We start from the raw sequence: 18,457 nt of genomic DNA, 5'->3' as shown, positions 1-18,457 counted from the left end.
GCACACTTAATTCCTCTTCTAGATGAAAGGCACTTGATAAGGAGTGAATATGATGCTTCACAGACACACCTATTATGGCTTGATTCATCACGGCATCAAAACACTGTTGCTCGATCGCGTAGGTCATTACACGGAAGAAGAATATCACCAGTATCTGAATTCAATGACCGGAAAGTCGACGTGTTTTACCATGTCACATAACGAGCTTGAAGCGACCGTTGACAGCCTGTTACGCGAAGGCTACCTCGAAGACGTTAAAACGTTGATCACCCGCTACCAAAACATCGTTTAACCTCCAGTGACATCAGAGATTGCCGCTTTGAGATCGTTTGATTGTTAGATAATCGCGTGGTTTTATAGCCTAAGCTCAAAGTATCGTCAGTGACCCGAGCTCACAGAAAGCAACAAAGTGGAATAGCGAGTTCTTTCTATGTTGTTTGGCGCAGCAATTCAGTTTTGCTTGGATATATATTTTCACATTGCCTAAGATTTCGCTAGACTATCAGCTACTCAACAACTAGGTAGCGTTTGCCAAATGAAGCAAATCCTTGATTTTATCCCCCTTATCATCTTTTTTGCCCTATACAAGATGTACGATATCTACGTTGCGACTGGCGCATTGATTGTCGCTACAGCAATTCAATTGATCGTTACGTTCATACTGTACAAAAAAATAGAAAAAATGCAGTTAATCACTTTCGCTATGGTGTCCATCTTCGGCAGTATGACCATCTTACTGCACGACGAGAACTTCATTAAATGGAAAGTGACCATTGTCTATGCAATCTTCGCGACTGGCTTAGCCATCAGTCACGTCATGGGTAAATCGTCCATCAAAGCTATGCTCGGTAAAGAAATAACGCTACCTGATGCGATTTGGGCCAAAATAAACTGGGCTTGGGTGGCTTTCTTCTCGTTCTGTGCAGGCTTGAATCTCTATGTTGCTCACGAGTTTCCATTAGATGTCTGGGTGAACTTCAAAGTGTTTGGTCTATTATTCGCAATGCTTGCTTACATGGTTGCGACGGGCTTATACATATACAAACACATGCCAAAAGAACAGGAAAAGCAAAAAGGGAACTCATCCGATGTATCGCTTGATGATTAAAAACTCAATTTTGCTATAATTCACATGTATTGATTATTCACAGCGACCTTTTTGGTCGCTGTTTTGTTCTTGCTGTCTGAGCTTTTGGCGTTGCCTTATTTCAACCCTCTCAGACGGCGTTGCTAGATTTAATGGATGTCATAATGAGTCAGGAAATTCAATCCCCTCGCGGCCAACTGCTGCTCCGTACCCTTGCTATGCCTGCCGATACCAATGCTAACGGTGATATTTTCGGTGGCTGGATCATGTCTCAGCTCGATTTAGCAGGCGGTATCCTCGCCAAGGAAATCTCTTCTGGCCGAATCGTAACAGTATCAGTATCAGGCATCACTTTTAAAAGGCCTGTCCGAGTCGGTGATGTTGTATGTTGTTACGGTGAGTGTACGAAGATCGGCCGCACTTCAATGAGTATCGATTTAGAAGTCTGGGTGAAGCCAATCAAAGAGCACGGAATCGAAGATCGTTTCATGGTCTGTGACGCCACGTTCAACTACGTTGCCATTGATAGCGACGGTAAACCTCGCCCCATTCGCAAGTGGCAAATAAATCAATAGCAATAATGAATTAGGAAGAAGGTCGCAATTTTTCATTTTCACTTGTGAGTAGAACAAAAAACGCGTTAAATTAAGGTTTTACCTTACCAATTAAGGAACTATGCTATGTGGTACGTTATCTTTGCTCAGGACGTAGAAAACTCACTGGAAAAACGTCTGAGTGTTCGACCTCAACATATTGAGCGCTTGAAACAACTCCAAGACGAAGGTCGCTTACTCACAGCAGGTCCAATGCCAGCTATTGACTCTGATAATCCAGGTGAAGCGGGCTTTACTGGCTCGACCGTCATAGCAGATTTTGCTTCTTTGGAAGAAGCGCAATCATGGGCAAATTCCGACCCATACATCGCGGTGGGAGTTTACGAAAACGTCATCGTAAAACCATTCAAGAAAGTGTTTTAATTTATGAAAAAATTTTTGTGTCTTTGCCTCGTGCTCGGTGCGTTAGTGGGTTGTTCATCAAGTGATGACAAGCAACATCAACTTGAGTTAATGGCTTCTAACCGCGCGGGTGCTCTTTCTTCGGGTTTACCCGTTGAATATGGACCGTTAAAAATCTTGCGGGTTTCTTCAAACAAAAATGTGATTGAAATGATGATGATTTATAACGACAGCGCGCTCGGAGCGAAGCCGTTAAAACAAGTCTTGAACACCAGTATATACACGTACTGTAATACGCCTGCGGTGCGTGAACAAATTGATATGGGTTTAATGTACCGAATCAAAGTCCGCAACTCGCGTGGCCAATTAATGGCGGATGAGCTGGTCTCTTCACAAACATGCAGCGCTGGTAACAAAGCAAAGTAATACATCACTCAAGAAGATTGAGTTAGTCACATTCTTAAATACAAAAGCGAGGACACACAAGTATCCTCGCTTTTTTGTATCAGTCCGATAACGCATTTCAACAAGAAACCTAGCCTCAGCGATAAGTATTATTGCCTGAATTTTTATTGCTGATTTTTGCACTTGTTACTCGCCTATATCCTCTCATCTTGTTCATATTCAGCACTGGGATGTTGAGCTCAGTCGCATAAGACTAAATAATGCGGACGTCTAGACGTTTACATATCTATTTTTTCTCTGTAAGTTAGACAAATCAGAGTAAAACAGTGAGCAAAGTTAGCGCAGAGAGCATGCTTTAAAATAAGGCTAAATTTTTAAGCAATGATTGAACGTTATAACAACTAGAATGACGCGTTACTTACTACGATTGGTATAAACAGAGCCCGAGATACACAAGGATGAAAGGGATTAATGATAGAACTCAAGCACTTACGCACCCTGAGCTCGCTCAGAGATACGGGGTCACTGACCGCGACAGCGACTGCGTTACACTTAACACAATCCGCACTTTCACACCAAATTAAGGACCTTGAATCTCGTATCGGTGGGCAGCTATTTTTACGAAAAACTCGCCCAGTGAAGTTCACTTCGGAGGGAGAGATCCTGCTTCGTCTCGCCGATGAAGTATTGCCAACACTCGCTAAAGCCGAGAACGAACTGGCTGGTCTCAAAGAAGACGTAAACGGCCGTTTACATATGGCGATAGAGTGTCATTCTTGCTTCCAATGGCTAATGCCAGCCCTAAAAGAATATCAACTCACTTGGCCAAGCGTCGCTCTCGATTTCTCCTCAGGTTTTGGTTTTGAACCACTTCCAGCCTTACTTGCTGGAGAACTTGATTTAGTCATCACATCAGACATACAAGCACGCGCAGAAGTTTACTATGAGCCGTTATTCGATTTCGAGATGAGACTGATCACATCAACCAGCCATCCGCTTGCCGATAAAGACGTCATTGAGCCTATCGATCTTGCCGACCAAACCATGCTTACCTACCCTGTTCAGAAACAGAGATTAGATGTCGTAAAGCACTTTTTGCAACCTGCGGGGATTGAACCCGCTAAATGGAAACAAGCCGACAATACCTTGATGTTGATTCAAATGGTGTCGGCAGGCCTAGGAGTGGCGGCATTGCCAAATTGGGCAATATCTGAGTTTTCTCGCCAAGGGCTTATCACGAGTAAACCTTTAAATGAAGGGTTATGGCGTCGATTGTTTGCTGCGATACGTAAATCAGAAAAGGATAAGCGTTACTTGCAAGCTTTCTTTGCAACCGCGCGCCAACAGTGTAAAAGCCACCTTGACGGTATCAAGATGACTTAAAGATTGGGAGAAGGCGACGTAGTCAGCGTTGGTAAGATTTGAATTGATTCGTAAGTGGATCGTATTGATACCCGAGCATATCCAGCTTACCTACCACCGATTCCACGTCCATCTCGTACATAGAAACAAGTTCTTCAAAGCTATCGCACTCCAAGCGCAGCTTCTCATTAACGATACCTAACAGGATAATGCTATCCCAATTTCTCACATTACTTAAATCCATAACAACACTCCTCTAAAACAAGGTGTTCGCCCCCAATAGTGTTGAACTCACGTATCTTGGCGTGCTCCCAAGAATAAAGGCGATACCTAAAGCTTAGACTTAATCGAATGATTTGAAAGTGAGCTTGGTCTAATCCTTAACCTACCAGAAAAGTTCTGACCGCTATTGTGTCCTTCGGCCTATGCGCCAAGCAGACTTTGAAGGCTGACCATTGAAGCAAGAGCAAAAAACAGCGCCGTTGCGAGCTGAACTTTGTTCGGCGCTTGATGAGTAAAAATGTGCCAGCACCAAACCACAATCGCCGTAATGAGCATCGCCAGAGACGCTAAGATAGGTTGCGTGACCGAATTGAGTGCTGCTTCATCCAATTGATAAGCCGAGAACAACATCATCACAACCAATAACATACCCGATACCACGCCAGTCACAGGTAAAATACGATGGAAAGCTTGCAGACGGCTACGTGCGATAACAAGAAGCAAATGAGCAAAAACCGCCCCCAAAAAGAGGACCATTAGTGCCGTTACAGCTGAAGACGCCCAATGCGGTTGCTCGAATACTTGGATAGTCACGTAGACAAACGCCAAACCATTCGCCAAATGCAGTGCCCATAACGGCCCCTTTTCACGCGTCTTTTTGGTTTGCACTTGCGAGAAAAAATAAAATATCGCGAACACGGTCAAAAAAGCTTCAATACGTAAAGAAGCCACTGCCAACCAGAGTGTACCAATTGATGGCAACATCTTGTGCAGACGACCACGTTGACCCGGACAGATATCGCCCTTAATTAAAACCAAGGTCAACAGCGCTTGTGCGCCAAACAGCATTGGAGGAAAAGTTAACAGCAGTTGTTGAATCATGTTAAATGCAAACTCAAAAGTCATTTTGGGGTGGCGATAATAGCAAATCGCCTAGCACCAAACCACCGAAACCAACATCGCTATTCGACCGCTAAAGAATGTTCATCACTTGGTTCACCAAGCACTCCAAATGTCTTTTTGTGCTGACGACCAAAAAATAGTTTTCATCACACGCGTCAAATTTAAATTGACTTGCTCCCAAGCGCAGAAACGACAATAGCGCTCACCTCACCAAGTCACAAAAATTACGCTGAATAATTGCAGCATCAACTAAGCATGGTGTTTTAATCCAAGCAAAACCAATAACCATAAGGGTTTGAAGGACATAAAACACTGAAAACCACCAACCTAATTGCGAGTCATTTTCATCTAATAATAAAACTTACTCAACAAGGCTTGATATGGGGACTTGGGTATAGATACCTGATCATCAAATCGCTATAATTCGCGCTCCCTGGAACAGAGAACAAAATATGACCAACGACATTACTCCTATTCACGAGTACAAAAAATACTGGGCGGAGTGTTTTGGTACGGCACCTTTCTTGCCGACCAGCCGCAAAGAAATGGATGCCCTAGGATGGGATAGTTGTGACATCATCATTGTCACGGGTGACGCTTATGTAGACCACCCGAGCTTTGGTATGGCTATCATTGGTCGTTTGTTAGAAGCGCAAGGCTTCCGTGTCGGTATCATTGCTCAGCCAGAATGGAACAACAAAGATGCCTTCATGCAGCTTGGTCAACCAAATCTGTTCTTCGGGATCACCGCGGGTAACATGGACTCGATGATCAACCGTTACACAGCGGACAGAAAACTTCGTCACGATGACGCTTACACACCAAACAACGAAGGCGGCAAACGCCCTGATCGTGCCACCTTGGTGTACTCACAACGCTGTCGTGAAGCTTACAAAGGCACGCCTATTGTCCTTGGCGGCATCGAAGCAAGTTTGCGTCGTGTCGCCCACTATGATTATTGGTCTGATAAAGTTCGTCGCTCTGTTCTATTCGATGCAAAAGCGGACATTCTTCTGTTTGGTAACGCTGAGCGAGCCCTAGTAGAAGTCGCGCACCGTCTTGCTGATGGTGAAGACATTTCGACCATGATCAATATTCGCGGTACTGCGGTTAACCTACCCGCAGCGCCAGAAAGTTACACCGTTATTGACTCTTCTCGTATTGAGAAGCCTCGTAAGGAAGCTTTTGTACCGAAAAACCCTTACGAAGTGGAAACCGAGTGCGATACCAAAAAAGAAGAGCCTGTTGCACAGCCAATCACGATTCGCCCATCACGTCATGATGCAGCGAACACAGCGGTACGCCTGCCAGCCTTCGAAAAACTGCACAATGACCGCATTCTTTATGCACATGCCAGCCGTATACTGCACTTAGAAACCAACCCGTACTCAGGTCGTGCTCTGCTGCAGCGTCATGGTGACCGTGAACTTTGGGTAAACCAAGCACCAATCCCTCTAACCACAGAAGAGATGGATTACGTATTTGGCCTATCGTACGCGCGCGTCCCACATCCTATGTACGGCAAGGCAAAGATCCCTGCTTACGACATGATCAAGACTTCGGTTAACATCATGCGTGGCTGTTTTGGTGGCTGTTCTTTCTGTTCGATTACCGAGCACGAAGGTCGGATCATTCAAAACCGTTCACAAGAATCCATCATCAATGAGTTGGAAGAGATCCGCGACAAAGTGCCTGGCTTTACCGGTACGATTTCTGACCTGGGCGGCCCAACAGCAAACATGTACCGTCTTGGCTGTAGCGATCCAAAAGCAGAAGCAAACTGTCGTCGCCCATCGTGTGTATTCCCTGGCATCTGTAACAAGCTAAATACCGACCACAAGCACACCATCGACCTATATCGTGCCGCGCGTAAAGTAGAAGGCGTGAAGAAAGTCATGATCGCATCCGGCGTGCGTTACGACCTTGCGATAGAATCACCGGAGTATGTGAAAGAACTTGTAACGCACCACGTAGGCGGCTACCTAAAGATTGCACCTGAGCACACAGAAAAAGGCCCACTGAATCTGATGATGAAGCCGGGTATGGGTACTTACGACCGCTTTAAAGAGATGTTCGAGAAATACAGCGCCGAAGCAGGTAAAAAACAATACCTGATCCCCTATTTCATCTCGGCGCACCCAGGTACCGAAGACGAAGACATGCTGAACTTGGCACTGTGGTTGAAAAAGAACAACTTCGAGTGTGACCAAGTGCAGAACTTCTACCCGTCACCAATGTGTAACGCAACGTCAATGTACTACTCAGAGACCAACCCTCTGAAACGCGTGAAGTACAAACAACGTGAAGATATCCCAGTAGCAAAAGGTGAACGTCAACGTCGCCTGCATAAAGGCCTACTTCGCTACCATGACCCTGCAAACTGGCCAATGATTCGTGAAGCCCTCATTAGCATGGGTAAAAAGCATTTGATTGGTGATAAACCAAACTGTCTGGTGCCAGCAGAAGACATTGATGCGCAGACACCGGCGCAACGTCGTAAGTCTGGTCGCCATGGCGCAAACCGCTTTGCAACCAAACACACCAAGAACCAGCCGGGCTTCGGTGGCCACTTGAATAAACGCTCTGAAGGCGGCTCACGTGATGGCAAACCATCTGGCAGCCGCAACGGTTCAGGTAAAGCACAAGGCGGCCAAAACGGTCAAGGTCGTGGAAGCCAGAACCGCTCAAACGGCGCTGGCTCACAAGGTCAAGGTCGTCCACAGGGGCAAGGCAAACCCGCAGGTCAACGCAAACCAAAACGCCGGTAAACTCAATCGAACCTTAATACTAAAAGGGCTCCAGATTTACCTCTGGAGCCCTTTTGTTTTGTCTGAGCATAAGAATATTCCTCGCTATTCCCGAACACATTATAAGCAAAACGCTTTGAAGGCATCCGGCTGGATCATCAGAGTAGCCCTTTCTATAATCAAATGGGACATAAACAAGCTTTTAATATCAATATCATACAAACGATAGTAGAGCGACAATCCCGAATTCACAAAATATTGACACAATTGATGTGAATCAAAATTATTTTGTGTTCTAGAACGATCCACACAGGAAGTATAGATATGTTAAATAAAAACTATGTCGCCGCGTTAATATTGTTATGTGCCTTTTCCTCGAATGTGAGTGCAAAAAACAACGGTCACATCAACAACATAAAAAATAAGCTCGGTGATATCCAAGAGAGCATTTCTCAATCACAGGACACCATGCAGTTCGAAAGAAACGTTTCTGGCTCAACATTTGTACCAGAACCAGAGCACAGCAGTGATATGCCATCCTACAGTTACTTTGTGATAGAGAGCTACGACATCTTTCGCAGTCCCTCAGGCAAAAGTATGATTCAAGCCGTTGTCACCAATAACTCTGGTGGTGGTATTGAGCTCAAGCCATCTCAAATCAAAGCGTACTTTGGCGGGCAAGAGTACTTGTCTCCTTCTTCAATAGAGCAAGGTGGTAAATTCGCTCAAGGGGAAACAAAGTCGGTCACTTTGCACTTTGATGAAAATAGCGCTTCCATTCTCGGTCTAATGACCAGAAATTACTGAACGACTTTGAATCTTTGACGACTCGAGTGCAATCAATCGCAACAGACCTGATAACTTCAACTTTACAAGCTCTCTTTTCACCTTTGTTGGCAGAAAGACCGAATAGGCCGCACAGAATCGCTTCCCTCTGGTTCAAAGCACCTAAAATGGCTCCTGATCTAAATCGGGCGCCTTTTTAGCCAGGAGAAACTCCAACTAAACCAACAACACAATTTTAGCTAGAGCTCCTCAAAGAAAAAACTAACAAAGTTTCGGAACAGACTTTCCCCGACCACTTGACCCCTACGTTATCCAATAGTTCACTAAGAAATAGAACTTTCCCTACCATAAGAATAGAAGGCATACCAAAACGTTTATATATTATTCAAAACTCAGTCTTAATTAACAACAGCCAAAAAGTTATTTTTATTGATCACTTTATTAAAGTAAGAATCAATGACTCATTACTCCTGAATAAATCTTTCAATTTATACCCCTAACCACAAATTACTGATAATTAACCAACTATCTTTATCAAAGTAAATACAAGTCACACCCACCACTTAATTGACATAATGAAAAATAAAAACATATGCTGATAACTTCCATTTTTTAGTAGCCATATAGATTCACAAACAGACAAACGTCACAAAGATACAACTTTATTGCAACATTTTATATTCAAACAAAACAGATAGATATGTGTTACAAAACTCAACAGCAGTTACTCCCAGCTATATTCTTTACTTTTCTTCTATATTTCACTTTCAGCCCTGAATAAAAAGACAAAACATTAAAATACTGACAATTTACATCTCTGCAACATTTAATTGCAGCTGATTTGTAATTTCCTATAGTGTGAATTCACCCACTAATAAGGTTGAATTATGAAAAAACTTACTATTCTTACCAACGCTTTATTTGGCATCGCCTATCTCTCTCCATCGACATCTTTCTCGGCTGAAATAATTGACTTAGATGAAATAAATATTGAAACTGGTGAAATTTCGCAGCTAAAAAGTTTATTATCTCTTGAACCGTCCAGTGAGTTAAATTTAGAGCTAACACAAGAACTCCCTGATGGCACAACGAAAAAAAAGTTTAGCCAACGGTATAATAATACCGACATCAAATCAGCTATTGTGACGATCCATGTCGACCCTCAAATGCCAAACCGCTTCTTAGAAGCACATGGCTTAGTCGTCAAAGGCCTAGCTCAAGACCTTTCTGAAGAAACCTCTCTTATTGAGCCAGATGCTATTAAAGATCTTGTGATAACTCGTCGAAATCTAAGTCAAGAACAACAAAACTCAATAAAGCTTAAGCGACTCATCGAACTTGATACACACCAACAAGCTAAGTACGTTTACGAATTAAATTTTATTAAAGTTGAAAACAATTCAATAAGCCGACCATTCTTGGTTATTGATGCTAAAACTGGCACCTTAATACGGGAATGGGAAGGTATGCACCATGCTATGGCCCCGGCTCTCGGTAATGGTATTGGTGGCAATGAGAAAACACAATCTTATCGTTATGGTACAGACTTCGATCATCTAAGTATTACTAAAGAAGGCAACCGCTGTTACCTTGATAATGACAAGGTAATGACCGTTGATATGCGCTACAGCTGGAATTTAGAAAAGGAACAAAAGCCATACTCTTATCTTTGTGATGACGAGACAAATACCAATGATCGACGCTTCGTAAACGGCGCTTATTCTGCGCTCAATGATGCTCATTATTTTGGGAATGTGGTATACCGTTTGTATCAAGATTGGCTCAATACCGCTCCATTGACCTTTAAGCTCAAAATGCGTGTCCATTTCGGTTATAAATTTGAAAACGCGTTTTGGGATGGAGAGGCCATGACCTTTGGGGACGGTAACACCACATTTTACCCTCTTGTCGACATCAATGTTAGTACCCACGAAATCAGCCATGGCTTTACAGAACAGAACTCTAACCTTGAATACCATAAGCAGTCTGGGGGGATCAACGAAGCATTCTCTGACATTGCAGGCGAGGCTGCAGAGTTTTATATGAAGGGCTCTGTTGACTGGATTGTTGGAGCAGATATTTCAAAGGGTGAAGGCGGGTTACGCTACTTTGATCAGCCTGAGAGGGATGGTCGCTCTATTGGACACTTTCGTGATTACCATGATGAAATGAATGTTCATTTGAGCAGTGGCATTTTTAACAAAGCATTCTACCTATTGGTCACTCGAAACCAGTGGGACATCAAAGATGCGTTTCAGGCTTTTGCTCTAGCCAATCAGCTTTACTGGCATGAACAATCGACGTTTAACCATGCCGCTTGCGGTGTAAAACGTGCAGCCAAGGACTTAAAGCTTGAACAAAAGGATGTTATTGATGCGTTTTATAGCGTTGGTGTCAATGCAATATGTGCACTACCACCAGAAGTTACTGAACTGGAACTTGGAATACCACTTGAAGGGTTACAGGGGTATAAGGGGCAAGATTATTACTATTCCGTATCAGTCCCTTCGGGCAAGAGTAAGCTTGTCATCGATTTAGAGCGCTCAGATTACCAAAGTGATAACGATGCGGACTTGTTCGTTAGCTTTGGTGAAAAACCCACTTCAATTGAAGCGCAGTGTCAGTCGAAGACCTATGAAAACAAAGAGCAATGCAGCTTCACCAACCCGGAAGCTGGCGTTTACCTAATCTTAGTAAGAGGGTATTTTAACTTTAAAAATTACCAATTAACTGCTCGTGTTGAGTAATTAACCCAACAATAAGCTGGTCTGAATGCCAGACCAGCTTATAACTCCTTATATACCTTTGCCTGTATCTATATCTGCACCTATATCTAAATAACTTCCACATTCCTGACTCAAGACACTGTCGAGCTTGGCACCTTAAAAACCAGACGGGAAGTTTGTGAACTAAACAAAGGTGACGCGATGCATCTTCCTTGGCTGGTCGCCATAGTCAATAACGGCGTAATGTTGAGTCGTCCGATTATCCCAAATAGCTAAAGAGCCCTTCTGCCACTTAAACCGAACTTGGTGTTCTGGCTGACGTGCAACAGCAAACAATTCTTTTAACAACCGACTTCCTTCAGCATGCCTCATCTCATTGATACAACGTGTGAATTGCTCATTAATAAACAAGGTTTCTTTGCCAGTTTCTGGATGCACTTTCACAACAGGGTGTATGACAGGTCGCTGTTGATGAGAAACTTCACGCAACCTGTGATGCCAATCAAGCTCGATAACTTCTTCATCGACATCTTCAAAGGCAGTAAGAGAATGGGTTGCAGATAAGTTTCTGAGCTTCATTTTGATAGCGTCATCAAGAGCGTCGAATACCGAGGTCATAGAAACCCAAATCGTATCTCCACCAGCATCTGGAACGTGTTTAGCGTGTAATATCGCCCCTTTTGATGGATTCTCTCTCCAAGTTAAATCGGTATGCCAGTAACTCTCGAGGGGGGCATTGCCTTTAGTTGTTTCGATAATACTGACTTGAGGTGTGGATTCCACTCTAGGAAAGAATGGATGGGCTGGTTCTAACTCACCAAAGAACTTAGCCAAGTTTAATTGCTGGTCAGGCGATATTCTTTGATTGTCAAAAAAGACAACTTGATGATCGATGAGGGCTTGATACACCTTTTTCAGATCTTCTGTTTTACAGGTTGATAAATCCACGCCGTGGATACAAGCACCGATATTCGGAGTGATTTTCTCAATCTCTATCATTATAACTCTCTTGATGTATCTTCTTATCAGAGTACAAAGACCCCGGTTCGCTACGATTACTTTCAATTAAATAGATAGAAAACCCCGACCTTGCAACAAGGTAACATTCACACTGAGCACGCTTGTGGGAAATTTATTAAGGCCAACTTAAATAATTGAAAACGACAGAAACGAAAAAACCGAGTACATGACGCACTCGGCTTTGTTATTAGCATGCGTATTATCAGATTAAGATAACTTGAACTTACTCAATTCACCATGCAGATCGCCCGCCTTTACAGTGAGCTCATTACTGATCTCTACCGACGATGTCATAGTGTCCATCACTTCTACCGCCGTATCGTTGATGATGACCACATTACGGTTTATCTCTTCCGATACTGAGCTTTGCTCTTCTGCTGCCGAGGCAATTTGGTTGTTCATGTCGTTGATGACTTCGATTGCTTGGTTGATTTCAGACAACGCTAGATGCGCGGCTTGAGTCTCTCCCTTGGTGTCAACCGCTTGTTTTTGGCTCTGTTGCATCAGCACAACGATCGATTGTGTCTCTTGCTCTAATCGAGCCAACATTGCACGGATCTCTTCCGTTGATCCTTGCGTACGGTTTGCAAGATTACGAACTTCATCCGCAACGACCGCAAAACCTCGACCCGCTTCACCAGCTCGCGCCGCTTCAATCGCTGCATTTAGCGCTAGCAAGTTCGTTTGCTCAGCAATGCCACCAATTTCGCTCAAAATACCCTGAATTGCCGTACTGGAGTCAACCAAGTTCTTCGTTTGTTGCTGCGCATCATTCACTTGAACAGCCAAGCTATCCACCGCAGTCGCAGCGTTATCCATACGAGTCATGCCATTCAGGCTATTGCTTTGTACTTGGCTTGCGGCCGCAGCAGCTTGAACAGCCGAGTTCGCAACTTCTTGCGCGGTTGCACTCATTTCATTGATAGCGGTAGCCAATGAATTAACTTCATTGATCTGATTGTTCAATTGGTCACGACAAGCCGCGGAGCGTGTTTGGCCTTCTGTTGCGTTCTTATCCACTTGATCTGCCGTTGTCATTACGGTCAACAACATTTCTTGCATACGAGACGAGAAGGTATTGAACCAATGCGCTAATTGCGCGGTTTCATCTTTGCCTTTCACCTCTATACGGTAAGTCAGGTCCCCTTCACCTTGTGCTGCATCTTTAAAACGTTCAACTAAGTTGTTCAACACTTTACCAAGGGAGTTAGCAATAAAGGTCATTGCTGCGATACCTAAAAGAACAGCGATGATCCCCGCCCAGACACCTTTTTTAAGCGCCTCTGAACTCTGGCCATCACTCCATTGCTGGTATTCGTCGACGCTTTTTGTGAGGTGACTACTGGGAACCGACACCATGACTACCCATGGCGCATCACTGGTATCGATAGAAGTGATCGCATACTCATCACCACCAAAAGCAATAAGGCCAGCTCCGTCACGCTTAGCAATCGACTGAATGTTTGACCACTCAGCCGCTAGTTCGGAAGAAACCTTCTTGCCCACCATTTCCTCAGCACTGCTGTTCGCCAACGTGATACCTTTCCAAGACGTGATAAGAATTTTGCCTTCACCATCAAACAAGTTACGAGCGGATTGCTCACTCTGGCTTTGCAACTCGTAAAGAGACAAATCAAAACCAAGTGAACCGATGATTTTACCATCCTGTTTGATCGGTTGACTGATCGTAGTGATCAGCTCTTGTTTGCCTCTAACCGTATAAAAGTACGGTTCCATTACAAACGTTTTGCCAGTTTCATATGGCATCAAGTGCCAATCGTCTTTGCGCTCACCACTGCTGTTAAGTTCTGTATTGCTGAAACTTTCCATTGCCACAGCATCAAAGCTATTTTGATCGTTGGGTGAGAAGAAAGGTGCGAGGTAGCCTTGGCTGTTAAAGCCATCCTCTGGATTAAACGCCAGCTGTTGTGGCCATGTTTTATCTTGCCAAACCATGTATCCTGCAAATACGGCTTTGTTTTGCGCCTCTAGCGCGGCAGTAAACTGTTTAACAATAAGGTCTGCACTTGCGTTAGTTTCTCCACTCAATTCAATAATTGAACGCAATTGATTCAAATTAGCCAGCACAGGAGCAAGTTGGTTGGCAGTATCTAGACCCTGCTGTATCGCGGTATTTTGCAGATCGGTACTGGTCGCATCCGTCAATTGCGCTTTTACCTTCTCATTCACTTGCTCGTTCACGTCAGTAAATGCATCGGTTGTCATACCCATTGCGATCAATAATGTGAAGGCCATTGCGCCCCCCGCACTGACTGCGATGCGCGTACGTATACTGTTAAACATAGTCACCTCTGTAACTGATGATAGATTGTCATTATTTTCAAAAACCTAATGGAGTTTAAACAACATATATGAACAGAAGATATCAAGAAGTAAAAGAAAGTTAACAGAAAACTTAAAATTATTAATATCGCGAAATTCAAGATGAGATTTATATCTTAAGCACATGAAAGAGACAATAAATAAAACTCTAAAAATTAAGACTTAAACCTTTGTATTTATAGAATATAAACCTTACAAAAAAAACCAATTTTATTTAAAAGACCCATATTTTTCAAATGCCCCTTACTGAGTAATAGATTACCTAAACCATGATCTTTATCACAATTATTTTTCATCATATCCCTGATTCCAATGCAGTTATTCGCTAATCAAAATAACAAATAAGAACTAGCGCTCGCTAAACACCCATTTTATGCTGAGTAAATAAAACAAAACTTCCTTTGGTCAGAGTATTGGTTCACTTTGGAGAAACTTGCAAAGTGAATATCGAATACATGGTACTCTTCTCTTGTATTCGATGCAGCAATACATCTAAAGGTTGCATAGTGAAATCGTTGCCGTTGACATCTTTTTCACGCCCTTAGTGCATAATGTTCGGTTAAGAAAACACGCTAATTTCGGAAACCTGTCCAGTAGGAGTAAAATACATGAAACGCGTACTTTTGGTTGAAGATAATCGAGAAATTGCAGGCATGCTATTCGATTACTTTGAGTATGCAGGTATGGAACTCGATTACGCGGATAATGGTGAACTAGGCTTAAAACTAGCGATGGAAAACGCCTTCGACATCATCTTGCTCGATCTTATGCTGCCACGCATGAATGGCTTAGCCTTGTGTAATAAGCTTCGCGACGCTGGCAATAACACGCCTGTACTTATGCTCACCGCACTCGATAGCCGAGACGATATGCTTAAAGGTTTTCAGCATGGCGCCGACGATTACCTGACAAAGCCGTTCGATTTGGATATTCTCGAAGCCCGCATGACAGCGTTGATCCGCCGTTACCGTGGTACGGTCGCTTGTTGTAAATTGCAATTCGGTGAGGTGTCTGTCGACCAAAAAACCCGCCGTGCCTATCGCCAAGGTAAGCTACTAGCACTGAATCCAACCACTTATACCATTCTAGAAATGCTGGTCAAAAGCGCACCCAACGTTGTAACGCGCGAGGACATCGGATTTAAACTTTGGCAAGAAAACGAACCCAATAACGACGTGCTTCGCAGCCACATATACCAACTTCGTAACCAACTTGATAAACCCTTCAAACAGCAGATTCTCATCACGGTTCCTAAAATCGGCTTCCGCTTGGAGACCGAGGCATGATTCACCGATTGTTAAACAGCACTCAGAGTATGACTGGACGTTTGGCGCTATTCTTCACTCTGGTGTCCGTCGTTATTGGTCTATTTTGCTTTTTACTCGTCAGTGGGGCATTACTCTGGGCAGAGGATCGTGTAGGCGAACGCCGTATTATGATCGACAAAAAAGAGGCCATTGTTTATTTTCAATCTCATCCTAATCAAAACACTATCAAACTGGATTTACTGACAACAGCATACAATGATATCGATTTAGTTCCGCAGGAATATCGCCAATATCTGATAGGTAGAAAAAGCTTTCTTAATGAAATTGGCCACGAGCCCGATTCACGCATGATTTATAAGAGCTCTTACACTAACCAGGACGGCGAACATCCTATCATTCTTATTTCCCTCATTGATGAAATTGAAATCACCTCTGAAGAATTCGTTCTCGCTGTGGGTTTAGTTCTTTCGATTGTCGCCGCTTTGATGTTCTTATTTGGTGACCTATTGCTACGCCTATCTCAACGGTTAATTGAGCCAGTTAATACCCTCAAAACCCAGCTAGACCAACACCAAGGCGATCCGACTCAAACCTTCAGTTTACCAAATAGTTCAGCCAAAGAATTTCAGGCTTTGGCTGAAGAACTCAACGAGTACCGCCGTAAAATTACCCAAGTCATCAAACGCGAACAAGCCTTTGCACGATACGCAAGTCACGAACTTCGTACACCGCTGACCGTAATGAAAGGCTCAAGCAGCTTGTTAGCAAGAAGCACAAATACAGACTTCCAAACACGCCAAGTAAAGCGAATTCAAGATGCAACACAACAGATGTCGTCCATGGTGGACGCCCTGCTTGGCTTAGTCCGCTACGAGCGTAATAAGGATGACTCTCCCGTCAGAAACATCTCTGAGGGGGAACTCGCTAGGATTATTTCTTATAGCCAAGCACAAGCTGATGAAAAGTCACTGGCATTAATAATGAGCGTAAATGGCACCCCCAACACCAAAGCAACCTATGAAGTACTCACTATTATTCTCGGTAACCTTATTCGCAACGGTATCGCAGCTACAGCGTCGGGCGCTATTTATATCAGTATGGATGAACACACCATCTCGGTACGTGATCAAGGCGAAGGCTTCTCCACGATCCCAAATTCAGAAGGACACGGGTTAGGCTTGATGATTGTGGACGATTTATGCCAGCGTTATGGCTGGCAATTTCAGATTAGCACGCACCCAGAAGGGGGATGCGACGCAGTAATAAATCTGGCCTCAGAACATCTGGAGTAGTGCTCTATGACGCTGCTAATAGATTCATCGCTTCCAATGCAGCTTTCGAAGCATCACAAACAGAACACACATCTTCAATGAAATGCTTCAACGCCCTCGTTTCAATGGTTCTGATCGCCGCTTGCTGCTCTTCGGTTAAATAGCCGTAAATACTCGCCGCACCAAAATCACCGAAGATCATCTTACCTTGTTCATTCACCAAAGTATTGTGCGCATACAAATCACCATGGCACACCTTGTTGTCATGCAGGTGGCGAAACACGTCTACCATCTGCCCAACGATTGACCTCACCTGCTCAATCGTTAGGGTAAACCCTTGTGGAAACGTATCCCTGGTACAAGTTTCCAACGTTGGTGGTAAACCCAAGTTGTAGTATTGATCTGGGATCAGCTCCATTACCAAAGCAAGTTCTTTACCTTCATCCACTCGTGCGATGGATTTAACTAGATTATGATGATGCCCAGCTTGCAAACACGCTTCGAGCTCGTCATGAGGAAAGCCATCACTGGTCACCTCACCCTTAAACACCTTTACCGCAACTTCATTTGGGAAGTCATGTTGCGCATCGATCCAATTGGCATGTGAAATCACACCACTCGCACCTTGGCCTAAAACATGGTTAAGCGAATAACTGCCGGTCGTCACTTTAGGCACGCTATCTAGCGAAGAAGGATGCTTGCAAAATGGGTTGCCAGCGAAAGCAAACCACGCCAACTTCGGCAGCGTCATCAACACATCAGGGAATTGCTCAAGTTGGTTAGCAGACAGACGAATCAATTCCAAATTGACTAAGTTCTTCATGCTATCTGGCAGCTGTTTGATGCGGTTACCTGCTAGAGCCAGCTTTCTTAAGCGTGGCCTTTCACCCAGGCTGCTTGGAAGCTCTTCAATCTCGTTATCCGTTAGGATTAGCCAACGCAATTGGCGTGGTAGCGAAATTTCACTTACAAGGTTGATCTTATTGGTTTTAAATCCGATCATTTCAAGGTTTGGGAGCTTACCTAATACCTCTGGCAAATGAGTAAACTGATTATTTGAAGCAAAGATAATTTTTAGCTTGGTCAGTTGTTCCAACTCTGGTGGCAAATCTGACAGTGCGTTGCCGGATAAATCCAACACTTCTAGCGTTTGGGCAAGATCTAGAATTTCCATCGGAAACTCCGTAAGCCCTTCCGCCAACTTTAATTTTTTGATTCCAATTAATTGTCCTGTTTTTAATTGTTCCAGAGTCTGCAAAACCAAGCCTTCTAAATCACCGAAAATAAGCCGCGTAGTGTACGTGTCTTAATTTTAAAAGGCGAGGAACATTAAAGTGCTCACAGAGAAAAACTGTTAGGAA

Annotated in this window: 16 protein-coding genes; 11 read left to right on the top strand and 5 right to left on the bottom strand. The window is 43.7% G+C overall.

The genetic code is table 11. The features are described from left to right. Positions 1 to 49: 49 nt before the first annotated feature. From AND4_RS14185 to AND4_RS14160, 6 genes are all read left to right on the top strand, one after another. Positions 50 to 292 (top strand): hypothetical protein, encoded by a 243-nt coding sequence (locus AND4_RS14185; RefSeq protein WP_043991691.1) that lies wholly within the window; start codon positions 50 to 52, stop codon positions 290 to 292. Between the two features lie 243 nt (positions 293 to 535). Further along, positions 536 to 1,108, top strand: coding sequence for a septation protein A (locus tag AND4_RS14180; RefSeq protein ID WP_009843666.1), 573 nt, complete (start codon positions 536 to 538; stop codon positions 1,106 to 1,108). A 143-nt stretch (positions 1,109 to 1,251) separates the two neighbouring features. Continuing rightward, complete coding sequence (gene yciA, locus AND4_RS14175; RefSeq protein ID WP_009843665.1) at positions 1,252 to 1,662, top strand: acyl-CoA thioester hydrolase YciA; 411 nt, start codon at positions 1,252 to 1,254, stop codon at positions 1,660 to 1,662. Positions 1,663 to 1,767: 105 nt separating this feature from the next. Beyond that, positions 1,768 to 2,064: a YciI family protein gene (locus AND4_RS14170; protein ID WP_009843664.1), complete on the top strand. Its 297-nt coding sequence runs from the start codon at positions 1,768 to 1,770 to the stop codon at positions 2,062 to 2,064. 3 nt (positions 2,065 to 2,067) lie between these two features. Further along, entirely contained in the window at positions 2,068 to 2,469 is a 402-nt protein-coding gene (locus tag AND4_RS14165) for a GspS/AspS pilotin family protein (RefSeq protein WP_009843663.1), read from the top strand. Between the two features lie 450 nt (positions 2,470 to 2,919). Beyond that, positions 2,920 to 3,831, top strand: coding sequence for a LysR substrate-binding domain-containing protein (locus tag AND4_RS14160; protein WP_009843662.1), 912 nt, complete (start codon positions 2,920 to 2,922; stop codon positions 3,829 to 3,831). A 22-nt stretch (positions 3,832 to 3,853) separates the two neighbouring features. On the opposite strand, the gene AND4_RS14155 is transcribed toward AND4_RS14160, so the two are convergent. Beyond that, positions 3,854 to 4,054 (bottom strand): DUF4250 domain-containing protein, encoded by a 201-nt coding sequence (locus tag AND4_RS14155; RefSeq protein ID WP_009843661.1) that lies wholly within the window; start codon positions 4,052 to 4,054, stop codon positions 3,854 to 3,856. A 179-nt stretch (positions 4,055 to 4,233) separates the two neighbouring features. Further along, complete coding sequence (locus AND4_RS14150; RefSeq protein WP_009843660.1) at positions 4,234 to 4,938, bottom strand: hypothetical protein; 705 nt, start codon at positions 4,936 to 4,938, stop codon at positions 4,234 to 4,236. A 449-nt stretch (positions 4,939 to 5,387) separates the two neighbouring features. On the opposite strand from AND4_RS14150, the gene AND4_RS14145 reads away from it, so the two are divergent. From AND4_RS14145 to AND4_RS14135, 3 genes are all read left to right on the top strand, one after another. After that, positions 5,388 to 7,703 carry a YgiQ family radical SAM protein gene (locus AND4_RS14145; RefSeq protein WP_009843659.1) on the top strand — a complete coding sequence of 772 codons (2,316 nt, stop codon included), beginning with the start codon at positions 5,388 to 5,390 and terminating at the stop codon, positions 7,701 to 7,703. Between the two features lie 303 nt (positions 7,704 to 8,006). Then, complete coding sequence (locus AND4_RS14140) at positions 8,007 to 8,489, top strand: hypothetical protein (protein WP_009843658.1); 483 nt, start codon at positions 8,007 to 8,009, stop codon at positions 8,487 to 8,489. Between the two features lie 866 nt (positions 8,490 to 9,355). Then, on the top strand, positions 9,356 to 11,215 hold the full coding sequence (locus AND4_RS14135; protein WP_009843657.1) for a M4 family metallopeptidase: 1,860 nt from the start codon (positions 9,356 to 9,358) through the stop codon (positions 11,213 to 11,215). 162 nt (positions 11,216 to 11,377) lie between these two features. On the opposite strand, the gene AND4_RS14130 is transcribed toward AND4_RS14135, so the two are convergent. Then, positions 11,378 to 12,193, bottom strand: coding sequence for a TauD/TfdA family dioxygenase (locus AND4_RS14130; protein ID WP_009843656.1), 816 nt, complete (start codon positions 12,191 to 12,193; stop codon positions 11,378 to 11,380). A gap of 228 nt (positions 12,194 to 12,421) precedes the next feature. After that, positions 12,422 to 14,518, bottom strand: coding sequence for a methyl-accepting chemotaxis protein (locus AND4_RS14125; protein WP_009843655.1), 2,097 nt, complete (start codon positions 14,516 to 14,518; stop codon positions 12,422 to 12,424). Positions 14,519 to 15,165: 647 nt separating this feature from the next. On the opposite strand from AND4_RS14125, the gene AND4_RS14120 reads away from it, so the two are divergent. Both AND4_RS14120 and AND4_RS14115 read left to right on the top strand, forming a co-directional pair. Next, the gene (locus AND4_RS14120) at positions 15,166 to 15,843 is read left to right on the top strand and encodes a response regulator transcription factor (RefSeq protein ID WP_009843653.1); all 678 of its coding nucleotides are present in this window, start codon (positions 15,166 to 15,168) and stop codon (positions 15,841 to 15,843) included. Then, positions 15,840 to 17,117: a HAMP domain-containing sensor histidine kinase gene (locus tag AND4_RS14115; protein ID WP_009843652.1), complete on the top strand. Its 1,278-nt coding sequence runs from the start codon at positions 15,840 to 15,842 to the stop codon at positions 17,115 to 17,117. The genes AND4_RS14120 and AND4_RS14115 overlap by 4 nt, the downstream gene beginning before the upstream one ends. 4 nt (positions 17,118 to 17,121) lie before the next feature. Here AND4_RS14115 and AND4_RS14110 read toward each other — a convergent pair whose 3' ends face one another. Continuing rightward, positions 17,122 to 18,354 (bottom strand): leucine-rich repeat-containing protein kinase family protein, encoded by a 1,233-nt coding sequence (locus AND4_RS14110; RefSeq protein ID WP_009843651.1) that lies wholly within the window; start codon positions 18,352 to 18,354, stop codon positions 17,122 to 17,124. Between the last annotated feature and the right edge of the window lie 103 nt (positions 18,355 to 18,457).

Source organism: Vibrio sp. AND4 (assembly GCF_000171815.1).
Classification (GTDB): domain Bacteria; phylum Pseudomonadota; class Gammaproteobacteria; order Enterobacterales; family Vibrionaceae; genus Vibrio.
Note: the sequence above shows the minus strand (reverse complement) of the source record. Positions and strands in the feature narration are given on the sequence as shown.